At 37.6% G+C, this 22,839-nt stretch carries 23 protein-coding genes; 19 read left to right on the forward strand and 4 right to left on the reverse strand.

Annotation, left to right across the window (positions count from 1 at the left end; genetic code table 11):
- Nucleotides 1-65 precede the first annotated feature (65 nt).
- On the reverse strand, nt 66-686 hold the full coding sequence (purN, locus tag JK139_RS06115; RefSeq protein WP_074418958.1) for a phosphoribosylglycinamide formyltransferase: 621 nt from the start codon (nt 684-686) through the stop codon (nt 66-68).
- Between the two features lie 308 nt (nt 687-994).
- On the opposite strand from purN, the gene JK139_RS06120 reads away from it, so the two are divergent.
- The 14 genes from JK139_RS06120 to JK139_RS06185 all read left to right on the forward strand — a co-directional run bounded on the left by JK139_RS06120 (nt 995) and on the right by JK139_RS06185 (nt 16,953).
- Nucleotides 995-2,230: a c-type cytochrome gene (locus tag JK139_RS06120; RefSeq protein ID WP_228733143.1), complete on the forward strand. Its 1,236-nt coding sequence runs from the start codon at nt 995-997 to the stop codon at nt 2,228-2,230.
- A 120-nt stretch (nt 2,231-2,350) separates the two neighbouring features.
- Nucleotides 2,351-5,461, forward strand: coding sequence for a TAT-variant-translocated molybdopterin oxidoreductase (locus JK139_RS06125; RefSeq protein ID WP_081298613.1), 3,111 nt, complete (start codon nt 2,351-2,353; stop codon nt 5,459-5,461).
- A gap of 96 nt (nt 5,462-5,557) precedes the next feature.
- The gene (nrfD, locus tag JK139_RS06130) at nt 5,558-6,997 is read left to right on the forward strand and encodes an NrfD/PsrC family molybdoenzyme membrane anchor subunit (RefSeq protein WP_074418955.1); all 1,440 of its coding nucleotides are present in this window, start codon (nt 5,558-5,560) and stop codon (nt 6,995-6,997) included.
- Between the two features lie 66 nt (nt 6,998-7,063).
- Complete coding sequence (locus tag JK139_RS06135; protein WP_074418954.1) at nt 7,064-7,654, forward strand: DUF3341 domain-containing protein; 591 nt, start codon at nt 7,064-7,066, stop codon at nt 7,652-7,654.
- Between the two features lie 21 nt (nt 7,655-7,675).
- Complete coding sequence (locus tag JK139_RS06140) at nt 7,676-8,293, forward strand: c-type cytochrome (RefSeq protein WP_074418953.1); 618 nt, start codon at nt 7,676-7,678, stop codon at nt 8,291-8,293.
- 44 nt (nt 8,294-8,337) lie between these two features.
- Nucleotides 8,338-9,576, forward strand: coding sequence for a quinol:cytochrome C oxidoreductase (locus JK139_RS06145; protein WP_081298612.1), 1,239 nt, complete (start codon nt 8,338-8,340; stop codon nt 9,574-9,576).
- Nucleotides 9,577-9,625: 49 nt separating this feature from the next.
- Nucleotides 9,626-10,723 (forward strand): cytochrome c oxidase subunit II, encoded by a 1,098-nt coding sequence (locus JK139_RS06150; RefSeq protein ID WP_074418952.1) that lies wholly within the window; start codon nt 9,626-9,628, stop codon nt 10,721-10,723.
- Nucleotides 10,724-10,784: 61 nt separating this feature from the next.
- Nucleotides 10,785-12,602: a cytochrome c oxidase subunit I gene (locus JK139_RS06155; RefSeq protein WP_074418951.1), complete on the forward strand. Its 1,818-nt coding sequence runs from the start codon at nt 10,785-10,787 to the stop codon at nt 12,600-12,602.
- Between the two features lie 93 nt (nt 12,603-12,695).
- Nucleotides 12,696-13,607, forward strand: a complete 912-nt coding sequence (gene cyoE / locus JK139_RS06160; protein WP_074418950.1) for a heme o synthase — start codon at nt 12,696-12,698, stop codon at nt 13,605-13,607.
- A 33-nt stretch (nt 13,608-13,640) separates the two neighbouring features.
- The gene (locus JK139_RS06165) at nt 13,641-14,222 is read left to right on the forward strand and encodes a cytochrome c oxidase subunit 3 (protein WP_075051635.1); all 582 of its coding nucleotides are present in this window, start codon (nt 13,641-13,643) and stop codon (nt 14,220-14,222) included.
- A gap of 80 nt (nt 14,223-14,302) precedes the next feature.
- Complete coding sequence (locus JK139_RS06170; RefSeq protein ID WP_074418948.1) at nt 14,303-14,977, forward strand: cytochrome c oxidase subunit 3; 675 nt, start codon at nt 14,303-14,305, stop codon at nt 14,975-14,977.
- Between the two features lie 31 nt (nt 14,978-15,008).
- Entirely contained in the window at nt 15,009-15,446 is a 438-nt protein-coding gene (locus JK139_RS06175; RefSeq protein ID WP_068245402.1) for a cytochrome C oxidase subunit IV family protein, read from the forward strand.
- 108 nt (nt 15,447-15,554) lie between these two features.
- On the forward strand, nt 15,555-16,376 hold the full coding sequence (locus tag JK139_RS06180) for an SCO family protein (RefSeq protein ID WP_074418947.1): 822 nt from the start codon (nt 15,555-15,557) through the stop codon (nt 16,374-16,376).
- Between the two features lie 34 nt (nt 16,377-16,410).
- Nucleotides 16,411-16,953, forward strand: a complete 543-nt coding sequence (locus JK139_RS06185; RefSeq protein ID WP_074418946.1) for a DUF420 domain-containing protein — start codon at nt 16,411-16,413, stop codon at nt 16,951-16,953.
- Here the strand turns inward: JK139_RS06185 and JK139_RS06190 are convergent.
- From JK139_RS06190 to trmB, 3 genes are read right to left on the reverse strand one after another with little or no spacing between them, the layout of a single operon-like run.
- Entirely contained in the window at nt 16,934-17,332 is a 399-nt protein-coding gene (locus tag JK139_RS06190) for an MGMT family protein (protein ID WP_218330825.1), read from the reverse strand. The two genes, JK139_RS06185 and JK139_RS06190, sit on opposite strands and share 20 nt — an antisense overlap.
- Nucleotides 17,333-17,344: 12 nt before the next feature.
- On the reverse strand, nt 17,345-17,551 hold the full coding sequence (locus JK139_RS06195; RefSeq protein WP_074418945.1) for a DUF5522 domain-containing protein: 207 nt from the start codon (nt 17,549-17,551) through the stop codon (nt 17,345-17,347).
- The gene (gene trmB / locus JK139_RS06200) at nt 17,538-18,242 is read right to left on the reverse strand and encodes a tRNA (guanosine(46)-N7)-methyltransferase TrmB (protein ID WP_074418944.1); all 705 of its coding nucleotides are present in this window, start codon (nt 18,240-18,242) and stop codon (nt 17,538-17,540) included. The genes JK139_RS06195 and trmB overlap by 14 nt, the downstream gene beginning before the upstream one ends.
- Before the next feature lie 126 nt (nt 18,243-18,368).
- Between trmB and cysC the strand changes: the two genes are divergently transcribed.
- The 5 genes from cysC (at nt 18,369) to JK139_RS06225 (ending at nt 22,804) form a co-directional block, all read left to right on the forward strand.
- A complete protein-coding gene (gene cysC / locus JK139_RS06205) occupies nt 18,369-18,977 on the forward strand; it encodes an adenylyl-sulfate kinase (RefSeq protein WP_218330826.1) in 609 nt (202 codons plus the stop codon).
- A gap of 17 nt (nt 18,978-18,994) precedes the next feature.
- Nucleotides 18,995-20,323, forward strand: a complete 1,329-nt coding sequence (locus JK139_RS06210) for an arylsulfotransferase family protein (protein WP_074420337.1) — start codon at nt 18,995-18,997, stop codon at nt 20,321-20,323.
- An 11-nt stretch (nt 20,324-20,334) separates the two neighbouring features.
- The gene (locus JK139_RS06215) at nt 20,335-20,502 is read left to right on the forward strand and encodes a hypothetical protein (protein WP_179853183.1); all 168 of its coding nucleotides are present in this window, start codon (nt 20,335-20,337) and stop codon (nt 20,500-20,502) included.
- 374 nt (nt 20,503-20,876) lie between these two features.
- Nucleotides 20,877-21,941 carry a sulfotransferase gene (locus tag JK139_RS06220; RefSeq protein ID WP_074418941.1) on the forward strand — a complete coding sequence of 355 codons (1,065 nt, stop codon included), beginning with the start codon at nt 20,877-20,879 and terminating at the stop codon, nt 21,939-21,941.
- Nucleotides 21,942-22,330: 389 nt separating this feature from the next.
- The gene (locus tag JK139_RS06225; RefSeq protein ID WP_074418940.1) at nt 22,331-22,804 is read left to right on the forward strand and encodes an Lrp/AsnC ligand binding domain-containing protein; all 474 of its coding nucleotides are present in this window, start codon (nt 22,331-22,333) and stop codon (nt 22,802-22,804) included.
- Nucleotides 22,805-22,839 lie beyond the last annotated feature (35 nt).

Genomic DNA, 22,839 nt, shown 5'->3' on the forward strand with positions numbered 1-22,839 from the left:
AGGGATGGACAATGTAATCCCGAAGCTTCGAGATGGAAGCTTCAGCAACAGTTCGGGCCCGACGTTCAATTTTCTGCTTTAGTTGATAATTTCAACTTCAAATTTTGCATAATAGTGTCTTCAATCACTTTTGGAAAATGGGCATATTCTAAAACATGCACTTTTTGCGCAATTTGTTCGGGCGTATCAGTTGGCACAACCGCACAGGTAGCTTGAAAAATAGGAGGACCATCATCATAATTTTCATTCACAAAATGAATTGTGATACCTGTTACCGATTCGCCAGCATTGGCAATAGCCTGGTGTACTTTAATGCCATACATGCCTTTACCGCCATATTTGGGTAATAAGGCAGGGTGAATGTTGATGATATGATGGGGGAAAGCTTCAATTAGAGTAGGGGGCACTTTCCATAAAAAACCGGCCAAAATAATCCAGTTTATACCGTAGATCTGCATTTCAGGAACATAGCCGTCTGTTTTTTGGAATTTTTCTTTTTCAATGATTAAAACAGGAATTTGGTGTTGGTGGGCAATTTGAATAACACCGGCATTGGAATTATTGGTAACAATTAATTGTATGGTAATAAAAGGATGCTGCTGAAAATAGTGTATTAAATTAACCGTATTAGAACCAGTACCGGAAGCAAAAATAGCCAGGCGTTGTTGAGGGTAAGATGGGTTCATTCGGAGTATTTATATTTAAAACGTATCGGTTATGTGTAAAACAAATAGTATGAAATTGGGTACCGGATGGCAAAAATCTGATTAATTTTTCAAATGCAGCCTACCATATTTGGTAAACAAATTTGTTGATTAAAGCTTGTATTAAAAAGAAATAAAAATGGAACAATTCTTTGAAACCCGCGCCATTACTGACTAAAATTTTTTTTTAAACATTGAGTTTTTGTCAGCCCCGTGTCATATTTTTGCACTCGTTCAAGGATATTTTTCCACATTAGACCAACCAGATTGTGAATATGATACCTCATCGCATGATAATCCGAACTGTTGTCGCAGGAATTTTTGTTGTTTTTTCGTTTGCATTCGTCGGTAATTTAAAAGCCCAGGATGGCAAATCATTATTCAGTCAAAATTGTGCATCCTGCCATGCCATTGATAAAAAGTTAGTAGGCCCTGCATTGATGGGTGTAGAAGACAGGTGGCCCAACAAGAAAAATCTATATTCTTGGATTCGGAATAATCAGGCATTCTTAAAAACAGGCGATCCTTATGCCAATAAGTTGTATAATGAATACAACAAAACAGCTATGAACCTGTTTCCGCAATTAACCGATGCTGAAATTGGTGCTATCTTAAAATATATATCCGATTATAAACCGGCTACTCCACAAGCCGCTGGTGGCACTGCCACACAGCCTGCTGCCGATAGCGATAATACCTTATTATTTGGTATTTTAACCCTGATATTGGCTGTTATTGCCTTTACCTTAATGCAGGTAAACAGCAACCTCAAAAAATTAACCGACAATAAAGAAGGTATTGAATCGCCAGAGCCAGTGCCTTTCTGGAAAAACAGAACTTATATTGCTTTTGTAACTATCCTGCTCTTTTTGGTAGGTGGATATTTAACTACCAAAGGGGCTATTGGGTTAGGCCGTAACATTAATTATGAACCCAAGCAACCTATTTTCTATTCACACAAAGTGCATGCAGGCATTAACCAAATTAACTGTTTGTATTGCCATAGTGGAGCATTAGACAGTAAATATTCTAATGTGCCTTCTGTAAATGTTTGTATGAACTGCCACATGGCCATTAATGAATACAAAGGCGAAAAATTATATACTGCCGATGGCGATGAAGTAAACGGTACGGAAGAAATTAAAAAATTATACGAATACGCCAACTTTACACCCGGCCAGCCTTGGGATGCCAGCAAAGCAAAACCCATTGAATGGACCAAAATACACATGTTGCCTGCACACGTTTATTTCAATCACTCACAACATACCCGTGTAGGTAAAGTACAATGTCAAATTTGTCATGGTGAAATCAATAAAATGGATGAAGTAAAACAGGTTTCTGAATTGAGCATGGGCTGGTGTATTAACTGTCACCGCACCACACAGGTTCAGTTTAAAGACAATGGATTTTACAGCATTTATGAAAAATACCATCAGGATTTAAAAGATGGTAAATTAGATAGTACCAAGGGCGTAACTGTAGAAATGATTGGTGGTACCGAATGTCAAAAATGTCACTATTAAAATAAAGTTTCAAAAGTATTGTTGGCTGTATTGATACGAAAGTTTGATATAGTTAAACCGCATCAACGAAAAAATGTAGAGTGCCTGTTTTAGGCAATTTTACACCTAACAAAACAAATTATGGAGCAAAAAAAACACTGGCAAAGTTTTGGAGAGTTGAATAATTCTGAAGGTTATCAGCAATCAGCAAAAGACGAGTTCCGGGAAGATTTACCCGTGTGGGAAGATGATAAAGGTTTGTTTGATGCTACCACTCCCCGTAGAGATTTCTTAAAATATTTGGGTTTTAGTACGGCCGCTGCCATGGTAGCTGCCAGTTGTGAGGTGCCCGTTAAAAAAATTATTCCTTTTGCCAATAAACCGGAAGATGTAATACCCGGAGTAGCCAACTATTATGCTACTACCTATTTACAGGATGGGGAAGCGGTAAGTGTGGTGGCAAAAGTTAGAGATGGTCGTCCTATTAAGTTGGAGGGGAATGAATTAAGCCCCATTACCAAAGGCGGAACTTCTGCCAGGGTACAATCATCTGTACTGGATTTGTATGATACTGCCCGTTTACGTTTCCCAACCATTGATGGTAAAGAAACAACTTTCGAAAATATAGATGGTGCTATTGCCAATGCAATGGGTTCGTTGGGTGGTGCACCCGTGGTTATTTTAACCAGTTCGGTGGTGTCTCCTTCTTCAAAAGAAGTGATTAACCAATTCATTGCCAGGCATCCGGGTTCTCGTCAGGTAACTTACGATGCTATTTCATACAGTGGTATGTTACTGGCCAATGAAGCTACTTATGGCAAAAAAGCCATTCCTTCTTATCGTTTCGATAATGCCAAAGTAATTGTAAGTCTGGGTGCAGATTTTTTGGGTACCTGGTTAAGCTCCATTGAATTTGCAAAACAATACTCAAAAAATAAAAAAATCAATGAAAAGGCACCGGCCATGAGCAAACATTTTCATTTTGAAAGTGTGGCTAGTTTAACCGGTTCTAATGCCGATGAGCGTTACCTGCATCGTCCATCTGAAACAGGTGCCGTTGCGGTAGCTTTACTCAATGCCATCAATGGTCAGGCAGTAAATTTGAGTGACACTGCTTTAAAAGAAGGAATTAAAAACGCAGCAGCAGCGCTGATAGCCAATAAAGGCAATGCCCTTGTGGTAAGCGGCAGTAACGATGTAAACGTACAAATAGTAGTAAACGCCATTAATGAGGCATTACAATCGGGAGGTAAAACCATCGATTGGTCCAGTACCTATAATACCTATCAGGGTGTTGATACCGATTTTGCCCGTTTGGTAGAAGATATGAATGCCGGAAGTGTAGGTGCGTTATTGATTATTGGCCCCAACCCTGCGTATACCTGGTTCGATAGCAGCCGCTTTGTGGCCGGTATGAAGAAAGTAAAATTTGCCGTTTCATTCAGTCCTAAAAATGATGAAACTACTCAATTGTGTAAATATGTAATTCCCAATCACCACTTCTTGGAAAGTTGGGGCGATGCGGAACCCAAAACAGGTTATTATTCTTTATTACAACCTACTATTTATCCATTATTCAAAACCCGCCAATGGCAGGATAGCCTGTTAAAATGGAGTGGCGCAACTACCGATTATTTAGGCTTTTTGAAAACTTACTGGAGTGCTAAAGCCGGTGGTGAAAATGGGTGGAATAAGGCCTTGCAGGATGGTGTACTGAATCCGGTTACAGAACCCGTTATGTTGGGTGCCGCATTTAACAGTGGTGCCGTAAGTGGTGCATTGGCAGCCATTGCTGCGAACAAAAAAGGTGGAAAAGTAGAAGTAGTATTGTACCAAAAAGTGAGCATAGGTGCCGGACAAACCGCCTCTAACCCCTGGTTACAGGAAATGCCCGATCCAATTACCCGTGCTACCTGGGATAATTATGTAATGATGTCTCCGGCCATGGCCAGAACATTGTTAAATATTGATTTGAATATTGCCCGTGAAGCCGATAATTATGAAGTAACCCCTGAAAAACCGGTGGTAAAAGTAACGGCTAACGGAAAAAGCGTAACATTACCCGTTTTAATTATACCGGGAGTGCATCCTGATACCATTGGTATTGCTGTAGGTTACGGCCGTACCAAAGAAATTGGTAAAGCTGCTGAAGGAATCGGACAAAATGTATTTCCATTTACCAACATGAGCGGCACTACTTTAAGTTATGCTGTGATAGATGCTACGGTTGAAAAAACCGGTAATACTTATCCAGTAGCTTTAATGCAAACGCACAATGTGTACGATACCCCACAGGGAAAACGTACCGAAGTGATGAAAGAATTAACTTTAAGTGCATTTAAAAAAGATCCGGAAGAAATTATTAATGACCGCGAAAAAGAATTAGCTCCATTTGGCGGATTAAAAGATTACGAAAAAGAAGGAACCATTTATCCTTATTTCGATAAGCCTGGTATTCACTGGGGCATGAGTGTGGATTTAAATTCTTGTACCGGTTGTGGCGCCTGTGTAATTGCCTGCCATGCAGAAAACAATGTACCGGTGGTAGGCAAGCCGGAGGTATTGCGTTTTCATGATATGCACTGGTTAAGAATTGACCGTTATTACAGTGGCAATCCCGATAATCCGAAAGTGGTATTCCAACCTTTAATGTGCCAACAGTGCGATAATGCGCCTTGCGAAAATGTGTGCCCGGTAGGTGCTACCAACCATAGCAGTGAAGGATTGAACCAAATGGCTTATAACAGATGTATTGGAACCAGGTATTGCGCCAATAACTGTCCTTATAAAGTGCGCCGTTTTAACTGGGCCGATTACACCGGTTCAGACAGTTTCCCCGACAATCAGAAGGGCATTGTGAATGATGTGGTATTGATGATGAATGACGGTTTGTCTCGTATGGTATTGAATCCGGATGTAACCGTTCGTGCCCGTGGTGTAATGGAAAAATGTACTTTCTGCGTACAAAGGTTGCAGGAAGGAAAATTAAAAGCCAAGAAAGAAAGCAGGCCTTTAATTACCGGGGAAGACAATAAATGGGATGTAAAAACTGCTTGTCAACAGGCTTGCCCTACTGATGCTATTGTATTTGGTAATATAAACGATTCACACAGTGCCATTACCATTACCCGTCAGGAGAATAAGTTACGACTCTTCAAATCATTAGAGCAATTGCACGTATTACCGAACGTAAATTATTTGGCGAAAGTGCGCAATGTTGAAGAAGAGGCCACTGAAAAAGCAGAAGGATAAGATGGATTGTTTCAGCAAATTGAAATAAAGTATACTTTGAAAATGTAAACACAGTTCTCAGAAATTAATTTCCGGAACACTAAACAGTAAGAAGAAATGCATTTAAAGTACGAATCACAATTAAGAGAGCCGTTGGTATATGGCAGGAAAACCTACCATGATGTTACGGAAGAAATTATTCGCCCCATTGAGGCAAAGCCGGGTAAGCTTTGGTATGTTGGATTTTATACTGCCGTGGCATTACTGCTGTTTGGGGTATATAGCGTATACCGGGATGTTACATATGGTATTGGCCAATGGAACCTGAATAAAACCGTAGGTTGGGGTTGGGATATTACCAACTTCGTATGGTGGGTAGGTATTGGTCATGCCGGTACATTGATTTCTGCCATCCTATTACTGTTTCGTCAGGGCTGGCGTACGGGTGTAAACCGTGCTGCGGAAGCAATGACCATCTTTGCGGTAATGTGTGCCGGACAGTTCCCCATCTTCCACATGGGTCGTGTATGGTTGGCGTTCTTCATTATGCCTTATCCCAATACAAGAGGTCCGGTTTGGGTAAACTTCAACTCTCCTTTGTTGTGGGACGTATTTGCGATTTCTACTTATTTCACCGTATCTGTTTTATTCTGGTACAGTGGTTTAATACCTGATATGGCAACCGTACGCGACAGGGCTAAAACAAAATTGCGTAAATATTTATATGGCGTTGCTGCCTTTGGCTGGACAGGTTCTACCAAACACTGGCAAAGAATCGAATCTTTATCATTGGTATTGGCCGGCTTGGCTACACCGCTGGTACTTTCAGTACACACCATTGTATCTATGGACTTTGCCACCTCTGTTATTCCAGGCTGGCATACCACCATCTTCCCGCCCTATTTTGTGGCCGGTGCTGTATTCTCGGGTTTTGCCATGACACAATCGCTGCTGCTGGTGGTAAGAAAAGTATATCATTTAGAAGATTATATTACCATTGGCCACATTGAGGCCATGAATAAAATTATTGTATTAACCGGCTCTATTGTAGGGGTGGCCTATTTAACAGAATTGTTCATGGGCTGGTACAGCCAAAGTAAATATGAAGGTTATACCTTCTGGTATAGCAGGGCTAATTTGTTTAGTCCTTATGGTTGGAGTTACTGGGGTATGATGACCTGTAACGTTATGGTGCCACAAATATTTTGGTTGCGTAAAGCAAGAAGAAACCTCTTTATCACCTTCTTCATTTCTGTTCTGGTGAACGTGGGTATGTGGTTTGAGCGTTTTGTAATTATTGTTACTTCTATTTATAGAGACTATTTGCCTTCTTCCTGGTCTGTTTATTACAGCCCAACTATTTGGGAAATTGGTTTCTATCTGGGAACATTTGGCTTGTTCTTTACCTGCTTCTTCTTATTTAGCAAGTATGCACCGGTTATTGCGGTACATGAAATTAAATATGTATTGAAGACCAGCGGAGAAAGCTACAAAAACACAATGGGTGCTATTGAAAAAGAACCGGTGGAAGAATTTGCACATGAATATGCACATTAATTCTAATTCCGGAATTAGCAGATAGCAATTGTGTGAATACAATTATTGAAGACCTAAATTAAACATATGGCAAAAAAGAAATTTGTTGTAGGCTGTTTTGATAATGAGGAAGTGTTATTCCCTGCTGTAAAAAAAGTACGTACAGCCGGTTATAAAATCAGAGATGTGTACACCCCTTTTCCGGTACATGGCTTAGACCATGCCTTGGGTTTAAGAGAAACCAGTTTGCATACTGCCGGTTTTATTTACGGAATTACCGGAACTGCCACAGCTTTGGGTGGTATTAGTTGGATATTAACATACGACTGGCCATTGAATATTGGCGGAAAGCCCCATTTTGCGTTACCGGCATGGATACCCATTACTTTTGAGTTAACGGTATTATTTGCTGCAGTAGGCATGGTATATACTTTCTGTTATTTATGCCAGTTGGCTCCATTTGTAAAAAAGCACCATTTCCATCCCCGGGCAACCGACGACTTATTTGTGATGGTAATTGAGTGCACAGATAAAACCAATATAGATGATTTAAGAGGATTCTTAACTAATAATGGCGCTGTTGAAACAGATGTACAGGTGGCTGAAGAAGGCTGGTGGTGGGGTCGTTATGATAAAGACGACGAAAAAACATTAGAAAAAGAAATTATTGCTGCTTAACTTAATTTGAATTGATTTACAATGAAAAAACTATCTATTTTAATCGTTTTATTCTCTGCAACCGCTGTTTTATTCAGTTGCAGTGATATTAAGCGCAAACCCAGCCGCATTTATATGCCCGATATGTTTTACAGCCGGGCTTATCAAACATATACTGATCATAGTAATTTAACCAAAGAAGGGGTTTTTTACAATGAAAAGCCCGTAGTTGGAACCATTGCCCGCGGCGAAGATATGCCTTTCCCTTTGGCCAAAGATGTGCCGGGCGATACCACCAACTATGCTGCTTCCAAACTGATTAAAAGCCCCATTGATTCTTTAACACCGGCACAGTATGTAGAAACAGAAAGACTTTTCTTGGTGAATTGCGCCATTTGTCACGGACCAAAATTAGATGGAAATGGCCCACTCTATAAAGGTGGTGAAGGCCCATATCCTGCTAAGCCGGCTCAATTGGTAGGCGATGCTAAATATGAAGCTATGCCAGAAGGGCAAATGTTTTATTCCGTTGAATATGGTAAGAACTTAATGGGTAGCTATGCTTCTCAGTTAAGCAGGCAACAACGTTGGCAAATTATTCGTTACATTAAAATGAAGCAGGCCGAAGGCAAAGCAAATACTGCTACGGCAAGTAAATAATTAAATTGGTACTGCATCCATCAAAATAATAAATGTGTTTTACAATGGCAGAACAAACTTTAGATTTTAAAGAGCAATTCGAGGTTCCTTCAAAAATGAAAACATGGTCCTATGCCTTAATAGGAATAGGCCTGCTGGCTTTTATTATCGGATTGTTTACAAAAGGCACCGGAACCAATGAAGAAAAAGCCATATTCATGGGTACCATTATGTACAATACCATTTTCTGGACCATGGTATGTAATGCCGCTATGTTTTTTATTTGTGCTACTACTTTGGCCATGGGCGGTTGGCAAATGACTTTTAGAAGAGTGGCTGAAGCTATTTCAACCCTTGTACCTGTATTTGGTATTATTACTTTAGTGGTATTGTTTTATATTGTATTTACCGGCAACCACGAAATTTATCATTGGTTAGATGCCAAACAAGTAGCTGCTGATGAAATATTAAAAGGAAAATCAGGTTTTTTAAATGTAAAATTCTTCGTAATCTGGTCTATACTCACTGTTGGTTTATGGAGCTTATTGGGTTGGAGAATGCGTAAAATTAGCAGCGAGGCTGATATTGAACCCATGGATTATAATACCGGCAACACTTATGTTTGGAAAAATACGGTAACTGCCGGATTATTTATTGTATGGTTTGCATTAACGGTAGGTTCTACTTTACCCTGGTTGTGGTTAATGAGTATTGATGCACATTGGTACAGTACCATGTATAGCTGGTACGTTTTTGCAAGCACTTTTGTATCGGGTGTAGCATTAATTACATTGTGGGTAATCTATTTAAAAAACAAGGGCTATTTGGAATATACCAATCAGGAGCACTTGCACGATTTGGGTAAATTTATTTTTGCATTTTCTATTTTTTGGACTTATTTATGGTTCTCACAATACATGCTGATTTGGTACTCTAACCAACCGGAAGAAACCGTTTACTTTAAGGGAAGAGTACAAGGTCCCTATAAAGGCATCTTTTTCTTAAACATTATTATCAATTTCATTTGTCCGCTCTTAATTTTGATGAAGCGTTCTGCAAAAAGAAACTATACTTTAATGACTTTTATGGCGGTATTGATTCTTTTTGGACACTGGATAGATTTTTACCAAATTGTAATGCCCGGCATTAGCAAAGACCATGTTTCTTTAGGCTGGTTCGATTTTGGTATCCTGGCTTTGTTTATTGGCTTAATGATTCATTTTGTTGGGAAAGCACTGGCTTCAAAACCATTGATTGCAAAATACAATCCCTTCCTAAAAGAAAGTATTGTACATCATACGTAGAAAGACATTAATAATATTGAAACTGAATTGAAATTTTAATTGTAGTGTTATGACAATCTTTTTAACGATAGCAGTAATTGTGTTGGTGTTCCTGGTAATTTTTCAAATTGCCAAAGCCAGTGAGTATGTGGGCATTTTAAAAGGCGAAAAAGAAACACGCCAACAAGCCAATAAAATCAATGGTTTTTTGATGGTGGGGTTTTTAGTATTGGGGTTAATAGGTTTATACTGGTGTAATGAATTGTTGTTCAAAAAAACATTATTAGAGCATCCCTCTGCCAGTGTGCAGGGCGAAAAAGTAGACTCCATTTTATGGATTACTTTAATTATAACAGGTGTGGTTTTCTTAATTACTCAAATTTTATTATTCTGGTTCTCATTCCGTTACCAGGAAAAAGAAAACAATAAACCTTTCTTTTTTCCGCATAATAATAAATTAGAGTTGTTATGGACAGTGGTACCTGCCATTGTTTTAACCATATTGGTAATTATAGGCTTAAGAGATTGGTTTTATTTTACAGGTGATGCCCCTAAAAATGCAATGGTAGTTGAAATTACCGGCAAACAATTTGGCTGGATTTTTCGCTATCCGGGCGAAGATGGCATTTTAGGTAAAAAATATTACAAAGAAATAGATCCTGCTACCAATTCATTAGGGTTAGTTTGGAAAAATGACAGCACCTTGCATTTGAAAGATGACCCGGCTACCCATGATGATGTTGTGATGGAACAAACGTTATATCTGGTGAAAGGTAAACCGGTTAAGTTTATTATTGGCTCAAGAGATGTGATTCATGATGTAGGATTACCTCAGTTCCGTTTAAAAATGGATGCAGTTCCCGGTATACCCACTACCATGTGGTTAACACCTAAATATACTACGGAAGAAATGCGTAAAATAACTGATAATCCTAATTTTGATTACGAAATTGCCTGTGATCAGTTGTGTGGTAACGGCCATTATTCCATGAAAGGAATTATTAAAGTGGTAAGTCAGGAAGATTTTGATGTTTGGATGGCGAAACAAAAACCGTATTATTACCTTGCTTTCCCAGACAAAGATCCGGATAATAAAAAAACCGACAGCACTGCTAAGCCTACCATGGCTGCCGGGCAACTAATGATTAAAGCAGTGGCTAAAAATTAATGTTTATAGAACCGAATTGTTTGAATTGTTGTTAAAGAAGAACTTTTAAAACTGTAAAGTTATGAGTAACGAAATTGCACTGGGAGCCGGCGCCGGACTTAGCACCGAATTAGCATCCGAGCATCATGAACATCATGAACACCATCAGTCGTTTATTACAAAGTACATTTTTAGTACCGACCATAAAATGATTTCTAAACAGTTCCTGATTACAGGTATTATTTGGGCATTCCTGGGTGGATTAATGAGCGTATTATTCCGATTGCAATTGGGTTATCCTGATTCACATTTTTACTGGTTGCAGGATGTTTTGGGAAAATTTTGGGTAGAAGATGGTCGTATTACCCCACAGGCTTACTATGCTTTGGTTACCATACATGGAACCGTGATGGTTTTCTTTGTATTAACTGCCGGTCTTAGCGGTACTTTTGCCAACTTTTTAATACCACTGCAAATTGGTGCCCGGGATATGGCTTCGCCCTTTATGAATATGTTGTCTTATTGGTTCTTTTTTAGTGCAGGGTTGGTGATGTTATCTTCATTGTTTGTTGAAACGGGGCCGTTTAGTGGCGGTTGGGTGGCCTATGCGCCATTGAGTGCTTTGCGCGATGCATCACCCGGTTCTAAATCTGGTATGGATCTGTGGCTAATTTCAATTATTTTATTTGTGGTATCCTCACTTCTCGGTGGGCTAAATTATATAGCTACGATCTTAAACATGAGAACCAAAGGTATGAGCATGACTAGGTTGCCCTTAACTATCTGGGCATTATTTTTTACTGCTGTTATTGGCGTGCTTTCTTTTCCCGTTTTATTTTCCGGCTTCATATTATTGATTTTCGACAGAAACTTTGGTACCAGCTTTTATTTATCCGATATATTTATTAATGGGGTAGGTGCTTTGCCCAATGAGGGGGGTACCGCCATTTTATACCAGCATTTATTCTGGTTCCTGGGCCATCCTGAAGTATATATTGTATTATTACCTGCAATGGGTATGGCTTCTGAAATTATGTCGGTAAACGCAAGGAAACCCATTTTTGGCTACATGGCAATGATTGGTTCTTTGTTTGCCATATGTATACTTTCATTTTTAGTATGGGCGCACCACATGTTCGTATCCGGATTAAATCCTTTTGTGGGCTCTGTTTTCGTACTCTTAACTTTATTGATTGCGGTACCTTCTGCTATTAAAGTATTTAACTGGTTAACTACTTTGTGGCGTGGTAATATTCGCTTTACGCCTGGTATGTTGTTTACCATAGGTTTTGTTAGTTTGTTTATTTCAGGCGGATTAACCGGTATTTGGCTTGGCGATTCTGCATTAGATATTCACTTACACGATACTTATTTTGTAATTGCACACTTTCACTTAGTAATGGGCGTGGCTTCTATGTTTGGTATGTTTGCAGGTATTTACCACTGGTTCCCTAAAATGTATGGTCGTTACATGAACAATACATTGGCATATATCCATTTCTGGATTACATTGGCCGGTGCTTATCTGATTTTCTGGCCCATGCATTATGAAGGTTTAGCCGGTATGCCTCGTCGTTATTATGATTACAGCAGCTGGGAAAGTTTCAAACAATTTGCAGAATTAAACAGGTTTATCAGCACAGTTGTAATCATCACTTTTGCTACACAACTTTTATTCATCTTTAATTTCTTCTATTCTATTTTCAAAGGAAGAAAAGTAACCACTAAAAATCCATGGGGTGCCAATACATTGGAATGGACAACTCCAATTAATCCCGGACACGGTAACTGGGAAGGAGAAATTCCGGAAGTACACCGTTGGGCTTATGATTATAATAAAGATGGAAGAGAATATATTCCGCAAACAGAGCCTGTTGGTGCGGATGAAACGCAACACTAATTTTAATAATGTAGTGAAGTAATTATCTCGGCTTCACCTAAAATATGTGCAATGCCCTGAGATGTCAGGGCATTGGTTTTTACTAAAATGAACATGACAAAAACCATTGATACTTCTACTTCGGTTTCTTTTGCACTAGTGGCTAAAGTGAAGGATTATTTTCAGTTAATGAAATTTACCCTCAGCTTTACGGTAGTGTTCTCCTGCGTTATTTGTTACCTGATGGCGCCAAAAGTAGTAGCATACAATTGGGGTATGATTGTTTTATTGTTTGTTGCCGGGCTATTAATTACAGGAAGTGCAAATGCTATTAATCAGGCTGTTGAAAAAGATACCGATGCCTTAATGAAGCGTACTTTAAAAAGACCGGTTGCCAGTGGTAGAATGCGTGCAGAAGAAGCTTATATCTTCGCTTTCATCAGTGGGGTAATTGGAGTGGCTATGATGTGGTATTTTTTTAATTTGTCATCTGCATTGTTATCTGCTTTCAGCTTGTTTTTATATGCCTTTATTTATACGCCATTAAAAAAAGTGAATTCCATTGCAGTTTTAATTGGCGGTTTTCCGGGTGCATTGCCCTGTTTAATTGGATGGGTAGCCGGCCAGGATGCTTTTACCGCCGGAGGATGGGTTTTATTTGCCATTCAGTTTTTGTGGCAGTTCCCGCATTTTTGGGCCATTGCCTGGGTAGCACATAACGATTATTCAAAAGCCGGGTTTAAACTGTTGCCCAATGAAAAAGGACCTACAAAATATACAGCGCTTCAAACTATCATGTACAGTGTGCTCATGATTCCGGTGGGTTTATTGCCGGCATATTTAAATATGTCGGGCCAGGTGAGTATGTGGATTTTATTAGCCTGCAACCTGTTCATGGTGTTTCAGTCGGTTCGGTTGTACAGAGAAATGACTGTAAAAGCAGCACGTAGAGTAATGTTTAGTAGTTATATTTATTTACCGATTGTATTATTTGCATTATTAGCCGATAAAATACCCGGCGCATAAAATTTTTTATTGTATACCTAAATTGAATATGTGATGATGGCAGTAACAGAAACTTCTAACCGTAGTAAAAAAATACATCCCCATAAATTTTTAATGTGGATGGGCATTGGCAGCATTTGTATGATGTTTGCCGGATTAACCAGTGCATATATCGTAAAAAGAAATCAGGCCAATTGGGAAGATGTGCAACTGTCGCCTGTTTTCCTCTATTCTACAATGGTGATCGTTAGTAGTAGTATTACCATGTATCTGGCTTTAAAGGCCTTTAAAGCCAGGCAAATGCTGCAATACAAAAACTTAATAACCATTACGGTTATATTGGGGCTGGTATTTGCTTATTTGCAGTATATAGGTTTTAAGGCAATGGCCAATCATGGGGTTTTATTAATAGGTCCGGGGAGTAATGCAGCAGCTTCCTTTCTGGTAGTAATTATTGGATTACATGTGCTGCATGTGTTGGGTGGGGTGGTTGCATTACTCATCACCTTCTTCAGGGCATTCAGAACAAAAGTAAAATCTTATAGCCCGGTACCCATTGAAATAGTAAGCACTTACTGGCATTTTGTAGATATACTTTGGATTTATTTGTATATATTTCTGTATGTAGCCAGATAAGTGGTTTAAAAAATATGCAATTTGTGCACGATTTTTAAACATTAGCCAATAAATTTGCGAACGTAATTTAAGAAACCAACATGTCAACAACAACAGCAACTGCAACAACCAAGTGGTGGAGCGGCGGTAAAAGCCCCTTCAACGTAGAGTATGGTAAAATTATGATGTGGTATTTTTTAATGAGTGACACATTTACGTTTGGTGCCTTACTCATTTCTTATGGAACCACCCGTTTTGCAACCCAGGGATGGCCTGACCCCAATCATGTGTTTAATTCTTTTCCCGGCTTAGGTAGTGGTTACCCATTGCTGTTTGTTAGTTTAATGACATTTATTTTGATTCTAAGTTCCGTTACCATGGTATTGGCGGTACAGGCAGGACAAAACATGAATAAAAAAGGTGTTGTCATTAATTTAATATTTACCATTATTGGCGGTTTGGCATTTTTAAGTTGTCAGGCATGGGAGTGGACACACTTATTTCACGAAGGTGCCTGGTGGGGTCGTAATCCATTCTTAAATGCAGATGGAACCCAATCAACTACCAACTTCACCAATTTCTTTTTTACCATTACCGGGTTCCATGGATTCCATGTATTTAGCGGTGTTGTGATTAATGTGATTATGCTTATTATGGCATTAAATAATACATTTGAAAAGAAAGGCCATTATTTAATGATTGAAAAAGCTGGTTTATACTGGCACTTTGTAGATTTGGTTTGGGTATTTGTATTTACCTGTTTTTATCTGGTATAATCAATTGAATTCATTATCAAAAAATAATTATATGGAAGATTTAAGAATATTAGATGATGCTCATGCAGTAGCAGCCCGCAAAGAAGTGTACAGGGTAACTATTATTTTGAGTGTGCTTACCATTATTGAATTAGCATTGGGTTATTCAATGGTAAATATGTCTGAGCAAAGTTTCTCACGGCACTTGATCAAAGGAATAATTTTGATTTTGATGCTGGCAAAAGCTTTTTACATTGTAGCTTATTTCATGCACTTAAAACATGAAATAAGAAATTTAATCATGACCATTGTATTGCCTTTGGGCTTGTTCATTTGGTTTATCATTGCTTTTTTGGCCGATGGTAACTCTTTCAGAGAATTACGCAATAAATATGCACCTTACGATCAGGAGAGCAATATTCCGGTACAACAAAAAGTACATGGTGAACACGAAAAAGGAACCATTGAATTGAAAAAAGCGGTAGAGTAAATTGAAGCGATAGAATAAATAAGATTGTAATATTTTTTTAACATCTATTTTAGCAACCATTGTCTACCAGCAATGGTTGTTTCATTTATACAACATTACCTTTGCACCATGAATAAAAAAGCCGTTTTGGCACTGCTAATAGCTATACTCATTCCGTTGGTTAGCTATTTAATGTTGAAATCTTTCAGCGATAAGTCAGTAGTAATGCCCGGAAAATTATTGTTAGACAGTGTTGCTACCCGAATTGTGAATGGGAAAGAGGTTACTGACAGTTTTTGGCATCACACGGCCAATATTACATTAGTCAATCAGTTGGGCGATACCGTGAGTTTGTACGATAAACCCGGTAAAATAACGGTATTGGATTTCTTTTTTACCAGATGTCCATATCCCTGTCCGGTATTAACCCGTAACATGCGCAAATTACAACAGTCATTTTCTAATTATGAAGAAGGCAGAAAGGTGGTAGACTCTTCGATTGTACAGTTTATTTCTTTTTCAGTAGATCCGGAAAGAGATAGTGTACAGGCATTAAAAGCCTATGCCAATCAATATGGCGTAAATCCGGATAACTGGTGGATGCTAACCGGTCCGAAAAAGAAAATTTATGATTTTGCTTTCGATGAATTAAAGATAGGATTAATTGACGGGCATAATGTAGATACTGCTTTTTTACATACACCCTCTTTTATTTTATTAGATAAAAATTATATTGTTCGTGGTTTATATGATGGAAGAGATACGGTGGCATTGGGTAAACTGGCTAAAGATATTGGGTTATTAATGTTAGAAAAAGACAAATCGCAAAAAAGTGAGGTGTTTGCTTCTATTATTGCATTAAAATGGCTTTGGGTAATTATAGTGTTGATGATCATCATCTTTGTATATGCTTTAACCAAAAAACCCGGTATTCCCAAACAAAACACCTGATTTTTTCGTTTATATCTGAAAATTCAATTTAAAAATGTTAAGTGCAATTATCAAAAAAAATGATAAACAGGCAAAACTGCTGATTGGTGTATTTTCCTTTGTAGTATTTGCTGCAGTAGTATTGCTGAGTAATTTTAAATTAACGGTTAACCTTGGTTTTAATGTTCACTTATTTGCTGCTTTTAATGCCATAGTCAATACCATTATTGCAATATTGCTTATTGCAGCATTGGTAGCAGTAAAAACAAAACATTATTTATTACACAAGAAATTAATGATCACAGCACTTATACTCTCTGTGTTGTTTTTGGTTAGTTATATTGCGCATCATCTGTTGGCCGGCGAAACAAAATTTGAAGGCACCGGTTCTATTAAGGTTATATATCTTTTTATTTTATTTACCCATATTTTTCTGGCTGCCATTATATTGCCCTTCATTTTATTTACCGCTTACCGGGCTTTAACAGCAGAGTTTCTCTTGCATAAAAAACTGGCACGTTATACCTGGCCGCTTTGGTTGTATGTTGCTGTTACGGGCCCTGTTGTGTATCTGTTTATCAGTCCTTATTATCAATAATATCCAAAGCAATGGAGGGATCCCAGAAATGGGTTTTAAAATCAACAATGGTATCATTCTTTACGGCAATGCCCTCCCGTTCTAATAAGATTTGCATTTGTGTAGGTGTTTCAAAATGGGCTTTCCCGCTTAAAGCGCCATTGCGGTTTACTACCCTGTGTGCAGGCACATTTGGTAAATGATGTGCATTGTTTAGTGCCCATCCTACCATTCTTGCACTCATTTTGGTGCCTAAAAAATTAGCAATGGCACCATAACTGGTTACCTGCCCTTTGGGTATTAATGCCACTACTGCATATACCTGCTCAAAAAAAGAGTGGTCTTTTTTACCGCTGGGTAAAATAGTTTTAATGGGAATTGATTTTTGTAATTTAGCCAATGCCTTTTTTGTTTAAGGTTCGGGTGATGCATTTTTTATAGATGCAACTGCCTGTTCAGTTAAAGCCGATCGTTTGGGTTCGGGAACATTTTCATACTGGTAAGGGCAATGTCTGCAGCCATACCCACAGCAATAACCTTTTTCTAAATGGTATTTTTCTGTCAATACCATATAACCTTGCACATCATAATAAAAATCAGTTCCTTCAATTAGCGACATGTTCAAGAATTAATTTTTTTAGTATTGCATCTTTTTCTACATCCAATGGCTTGTTTAACCGGAAAGCCAAATAATGAATGCGGTTACTTTTGGCAATATCTAACAATTCATAATGGGTTTGAATGGTATGTTCCGGTAATAATTGTTGTTCTGCATACAGGTTATCATAATCTTGTAACAATTCCAAGTCAAATAAGTTGATAACAGCTTTGGTGAAATAATACAGATCCGGACTGTCTGTTTTTAAATGTACAATGCCATTGGGTTGTAATACTTGTTGGTATAACCGTAAAAATCGTGGATGGGTTAATCTTTTTTTGGCTTTTGATAAGCGCAGTTGCGGGTCGGGAAATGTTATCCAAATGGCTTCAACTGTATGGGGGGTAAAATATTGGTGTATACCCTCAATTGGCGTTCTTAAAAAAGCAACATTGGGTAAGTTTTCTTCTATGGCTGTTAAAGCACCCCGCCAAATGCGATTGCCCTTTATATCAACACCAATATAATTTTTTTGTGGATACAGCCTTGCTAAACCTATTGTATATTCTCCTTTACCACAGGCTAATTCCAAAACCAATGGGTGTTGATTTTTGAAGAAAACCGTCCACTGTTCCTCCATGTTTTGGGGCAATTCAAAAACATTGGGAAAAGATTTAATTGCCTCGAACCGAATTAATTTTTTATGTGCCATGGTAAACAGCAAAAATAGGGTTACAATATTGAAATTGAATTAAACCTAATAAAAAAATAAAAGTCTGATTAAAACTTATAGGCAGTTAGCCTACATTAACCGGTCGTTTCAATAAACTAAGTGTGCATGCAGCAAAGTTTTACTTCACACCAAAAACAATCTTTTTTATACACTGAAAGCTCATCAATTCATCGGGTGGTTAGCATAGCAAAGCCTTTCGTAGTTTGGTTAACCGGATTAAGTGGTGCAGGTAAAACAACCTTAGGAAACCAATTATTCAATGAATTAAAGGAAGCCAATGCGCCTGTCATTTTATTAGATGGAGATATTATCCGCCAGGGTTTATGTAGCGATTTGGGTTTTACACAGCAGGATCGTGATGAAAACATAAGAAGGGTTGCCGAGGTAAGTAAATTAATGACTGCTGCAGGGTTAATTGTAATTGTTGCTTTTATTTCACCAACAATAATAGAAAGAGATGTTGCCAAACATATTATTGGCAGACAAAATTTTGTTGAGGTGCATGTAAGTGCCTCTATAAAAGCTTGTATAGAAAGAGACCCAAAGGGGCTTTATAAAAAAGCATTGGCCGGCCAAATAAAAAATTTTACAGGGATTGATGCACCTTATGAAATACCCATAGCTCCTGAAATAAGAATAGATACCGAACAGGTATCTGTTGAAACGGCTACTGCTGAAATATTGTACTATCTGAAAACAAATAAATTTATTTAATCATTTTATTGATTCGTGTGGGCAAAAAAATTTCGATTCGCTGGTTGTTATTAATAGTATTTGCAGGCATAATGATTATGTTGTTATTTGGGGCTGCGGTAAGGCACCAGCTTTTAGGAGGTAAAAAATTAGGGAAAGCAGGCGAATGGGCAGTTGCTGTAGCAGCATACCCAAAAATGGTGCGTGATGCGCTGGGAGAGGTATTGGGATTCAATCAGCAAATTATTCCCAATAAAAATACAGCAATCAATGGGTTAACTTATTTTAATACATCTAAAAAAGATACCGGCGCTGTTTTAACAACCGTGTATGACCTTACCTATCATCAAACAACAGTGAAATTAGTATCCTTACAAAATGGACAGATTTTAAAAGTATGGATACCGCCATTGGATAAAATTCGTAATCTTACACATACCAACAATCCTTTTTTTCATAATAGTGTTTTACATACTAATGAGGCTCGTGCCTTGCATCCATTACTGCTTTCAGATGGTGCTATAGTAGTAAAAATAAATGACGGCCCCCTATTTAAATTAGATAGCAACAGCAACATTGTTTGGCTAATTGATGGTGTATTTCATCATTCTACCGAAATAGATACAAATGGTAATTTCTGGTCGCCCACTGTTTTAGATACCTCATTTATTCAGGAAGATTTAGTTGGGAAAAACAGAAATGATGCCATTGCATGCATTTCACCACAGGGTAAAATCATTTCTATTCAATCTGTTGCACAAATTCTGGTTGACAATGGTTACAAAGGCCTTTTGTTAGGCACCGGATTAATTGACGAAGACCCCCTGCATTTAAATGAAGTAAGGCCGGCTTTATATAGCAGCAGGTATTGGCAAAAAGGAGATTTATTGGTGAGTTTACGACATAAAAGCACTGTTTTCTTATATCGGCCTTCTACAAATAAAATTATTTGGCTAAAAACAGGCCCCTGGCTCAACCAACATTGTCCTGATTTTGTGGATAGTACACATATCAGCATTTTTGGTAACAACGTTGTACGAACATTTGCTTTAGGTGGTGATAAGTTATATCAAAATACAAATCAGGTGTATTTATACAATTTTGCAAATGATTCTGTAACAAAACCATTTGCAAAGGTTTTTCAACAGAAAAAAATTGGCACAATAACAGAGGGTAGGGTAAAAATATTGAAAGATGGAACTGCGTTTGTAGAGGAATCTAACTTTGGGAGAGCCTTTCGGCTATCGGCAGATGCTGTGTTATGGGAATATAAATGCCCGATAGATGCAAAGCATCTCAGCATTCTATCGTGGGGGCGTTATTTATTAAAAACAGGAGATGAAAAATTTGATTACAGTGAAAATTAAAGCTTAAAAATATGTTGAATTATATTGGTCCGGGAATGGATGGCGGTGTACTTTCAGTTGTTTTTGGCATTTTACTATCTTTTTTTATAGCAGTATTTGCAATTGTATGGTATCCATTTAAACGATTTCTGAAAAAATTTAAGAAAAACCGATTACACAACAGGAAGATGAACAGTTGATATGATAGCAAATATCATGTTGTTTGTTTTGTTTTTTCTCCTGTTTCTTGCAGGGGATGCTTTGCCATTTACAAGATACATCAATGCTTCGTGGGTTTGTTATCGGAAATTGTACACTGTTTTTGTACGATATAAAAAAGCTTCAGATCAATACAAAGAAAAATTTATATTAGGTTATTCTATCCTTTTGCTCAATAATAGTTTGCGTTTGATTGAATTATTAATAATTGTAATAACTATATTTTTATTAATCGTATTCTGCCTAAGTTTTTTATACTGGCGTAATTCATATTTATTTCAATACCTGCTTACATGGCGTGTTTTTTGGCTTTCAGTTTTTACATTTATTGTATATTTTATTGTGAAAAAAATATATGAGCGAATTTGATTACTCATTATTATCTAAAATGCTGCATTCCATTGCTTTGGGCAACAGAAGTGTTTTAGAATTTAGTTTTGATATGGAAACTGCTTTACAAAAAAATAAACCTGTAGCTATAGGTTCTCCTGTTTTTGTGAGTGGTTTAGCCAGAAGCGGAACTACCATTATAATGCGTACACTTTATGAAACCGGGGCATTCCGATGTATTACTTACCGCGATATGCCTTTTGTTTTAATGCCCGGCATTTGGAAAAAATTTAGGGGAAAAACAATCACTAAGCCAGAAGAAAAAGAGCGTGCACATGCCGATGGAATTATGGTGAATTTTGATAGTCCGGAGGCATTTGAAGAAATATTTTGGCGATGTTTTTGTGCAGATGATTATATTAAAACAAGCAGTGTTATTCCCCACAAACTTTCAAATGAGGTAATCCAAAAGTTTCAGCTTTTTATGCAGCATACGGTAGCAAGTGCTGAAAATTCAACCGGAGGGATACGTTATTTGTCTAAAAATAATAATAATATATTAAGGTTCCCACAACTTATGCAACAACTGCCTCAGGCTGTTTTTATCATACCTTTTCGGCATCCACTGCAGCATGCTTATTCATTAATGAAACAGCACAAACATTTTTCCAGCATGCAAAAAAACAATCCGTTTGTATTAAAATACATGAATTGGTTGGGGCATTTTGAGTTTGGCTTGGGGCACAAACCTTTTATTTGGAAGCAGGAAGATGAAGCCATTTTGCAACAGTTTTCCATTAATGAAATAAACTATTGGTTACAATGTTGGAAAAATTATTATGAAAAAATTCTGGCATTCAATGAGGCTAACTGTATTTGTATTTGTTATGAAGATTTAGGAACAAAAGGTGCTGATATTTTCAGCAATTTATTAAAGCGATTGCAAATACAAAATACAAGGGCAATACCACCCTTTAAAGTACCTGCTTTTCAACAAATAGAAAATTTTGACCACAGTTTATTAAAAGCATGTATGTTTGTCTATGAAGCACTGCGGGTAAAAAGCAATGCAGACATAGAACGTAAATAAAACGGATAGACTTGGTGCAACAAAAAAGCCTTCAAAGTAAAAACTCCGAAGGCCCAAATGCACATGAGAATTAGAGAGAGCTGTAGGGGTAGGAGTCGAACCTACACGAGGAAGTTAGCTGTAACACAAAGTCCGGTGGTCAACCCCGGTCTTTCTTGCGAAAGGCTCTATGCTACGTTTATCCTTTTGTCCTCACCCCCGAGACGAGAGGGCATGTCTGCCAAATGTTTCATCACCCCACAGTATAAAGAGCTGTTTTTTATTATGACAGCACAATATTAAACATTATGTAACATTATTTAAAAATAAATCAATAATTTTTTTAAAAATTTAGAAATTGTTCATTATTTTTATAATTTAATTAAATTTATTTAAAAATAAACTGCAATATGAGCCTTAAATTAAATCTTGACAAACTGGATTTGCAAATTATTCAGGCCATGATGGAAGATGCCGAAATTTCTTATGCCGATTTAGGTAAGCAATTGTTTGTGTCGGGCGGCACCATACATGTTCGCATTAAAAAATTAGAGGAACAAAAAATAGTAAAAGGCCGAAAATTGGCAGTAGATTTAAAAGCGCTGGGCTATGATGTGATTGCGTTTATTGGCATTTATTTAGAAAAAAGCTCTTTATATGATACGGTTGCCAGCGAACTAAAATCTATTCCGGAAATTGTACGCCTGAATTACACAACAGGCAATTACAGCATGTTTGCTGAAATTGTTACGAAAGATATTCAGCAACTTCGTTTTGTTTTACACGATAAATTACAAAACATTAAGGGTATTGAACGAACAGAAACCTTTATTTCGCTGGAAGAAAGTTTTAGCAGAAATGTGGTGGTTGATCAGCAGGATTAAAATCATCAATTCGTTAATCTTCTAACCAATTTTTT

The organism is Hydrotalea lipotrueae, assembly GCF_019249625.1.
Classification (GTDB): Bacteria; Bacteroidota; Bacteroidia; order Chitinophagales; family Chitinophagaceae; genus Hydrotalea; species Hydrotalea flava.

Coding starts and splice junctions, on each gene's coding strand:
- JK139_RS06185 (WP_074418946.1), top strand. CDS start 16,411: ATGTTAAGTGCAATTATCAAAAAAAATGATAAACAGGCAAAACTGCTG.
- JK139_RS06150 (WP_074418952.1), top strand. CDS start 9,626: ATGACAATCTTTTTAACGATAGCAGTAATTGTGTTGGTGTTCCTGGTA.
- nrfD (WP_074418955.1), top strand. CDS start 5,558: ATGCATTTAAAGTACGAATCACAATTAAGAGAGCCGTTGGTATATGGC.
- JK139_RS06165 (WP_075051635.1), top strand. CDS start 13,641: ATGATGGCAGTAACAGAAACTTCTAACCGTAGTAAAAAAATACATCCC.
- JK139_RS06125 (WP_081298613.1), top strand. CDS start 2,351: ATGGAGCAAAAAAAACACTGGCAAAGTTTTGGAGAGTTGAATAATTCT.
- JK139_RS06120 (WP_228733143.1), top strand. CDS start 995: ATGATAATCCGAACTGTTGTCGCAGGAATTTTTGTTGTTTTTTCGTTT.
- JK139_RS06220 (WP_074418941.1), top strand. CDS start 20,877: ATGAGCGAATTTGATTACTCATTATTATCTAAAATGCTGCATTCCATT.
- JK139_RS06195 (WP_074418945.1), bottom strand. CDS start 17,551: ATGTCGCTAATTGAAGGAACTGATTTTTATTATGATGTGCAAGGTTAT.
- cysC (WP_218330826.1), top strand. CDS start 18,369: ATGCAGCAAAGTTTTACTTCACACCAAAAACAATCTTTTTTATACACT.
- JK139_RS06180 (WP_074418947.1), top strand. CDS start 15,555: ATGAATAAAAAAGCCGTTTTGGCACTGCTAATAGCTATACTCATTCCG.
- JK139_RS06145 (WP_081298612.1), top strand. CDS start 8,338: ATGGCAGAACAAACTTTAGATTTTAAAGAGCAATTCGAGGTTCCTTCA.
- JK139_RS06135 (WP_074418954.1), top strand. CDS start 7,064: ATGGCAAAAAAGAAATTTGTTGTAGGCTGTTTTGATAATGAGGAAGTG.
- cyoE (WP_074418950.1), top strand. CDS start 12,696: ATGACAAAAACCATTGATACTTCTACTTCGGTTTCTTTTGCACTAGTG.
- JK139_RS06155 (WP_074418951.1), top strand. CDS start 10,785: ATGAGTAACGAAATTGCACTGGGAGCCGGCGCCGGACTTAGCACCGAA.
- JK139_RS06175 (WP_068245402.1), top strand. CDS start 15,009: ATGGAAGATTTAAGAATATTAGATGATGCTCATGCAGTAGCAGCCCGC.
- JK139_RS06225 (WP_074418940.1), top strand. CDS start 22,331: ATGAGCCTTAAATTAAATCTTGACAAACTGGATTTGCAAATTATTCAG.
- JK139_RS06215 (WP_179853183.1), top strand. CDS start 20,335: ATGTTGAATTATATTGGTCCGGGAATGGATGGCGGTGTACTTTCAGTT.
- JK139_RS06170 (WP_074418948.1), top strand. CDS start 14,303: ATGTCAACAACAACAGCAACTGCAACAACCAAGTGGTGGAGCGGCGGT.
- purN (WP_074418958.1), bottom strand. CDS start 686: ATGAACCCATCTTACCCTCAACAACGCCTGGCTATTTTTGCTTCCGGT.
- JK139_RS06140 (WP_074418953.1), top strand. CDS start 7,676: ATGAAAAAACTATCTATTTTAATCGTTTTATTCTCTGCAACCGCTGTT.
- trmB (WP_074418944.1), bottom strand. CDS start 18,242: ATGGCACATAAAAAATTAATTCGGTTCGAGGCAATTAAATCTTTTCCC.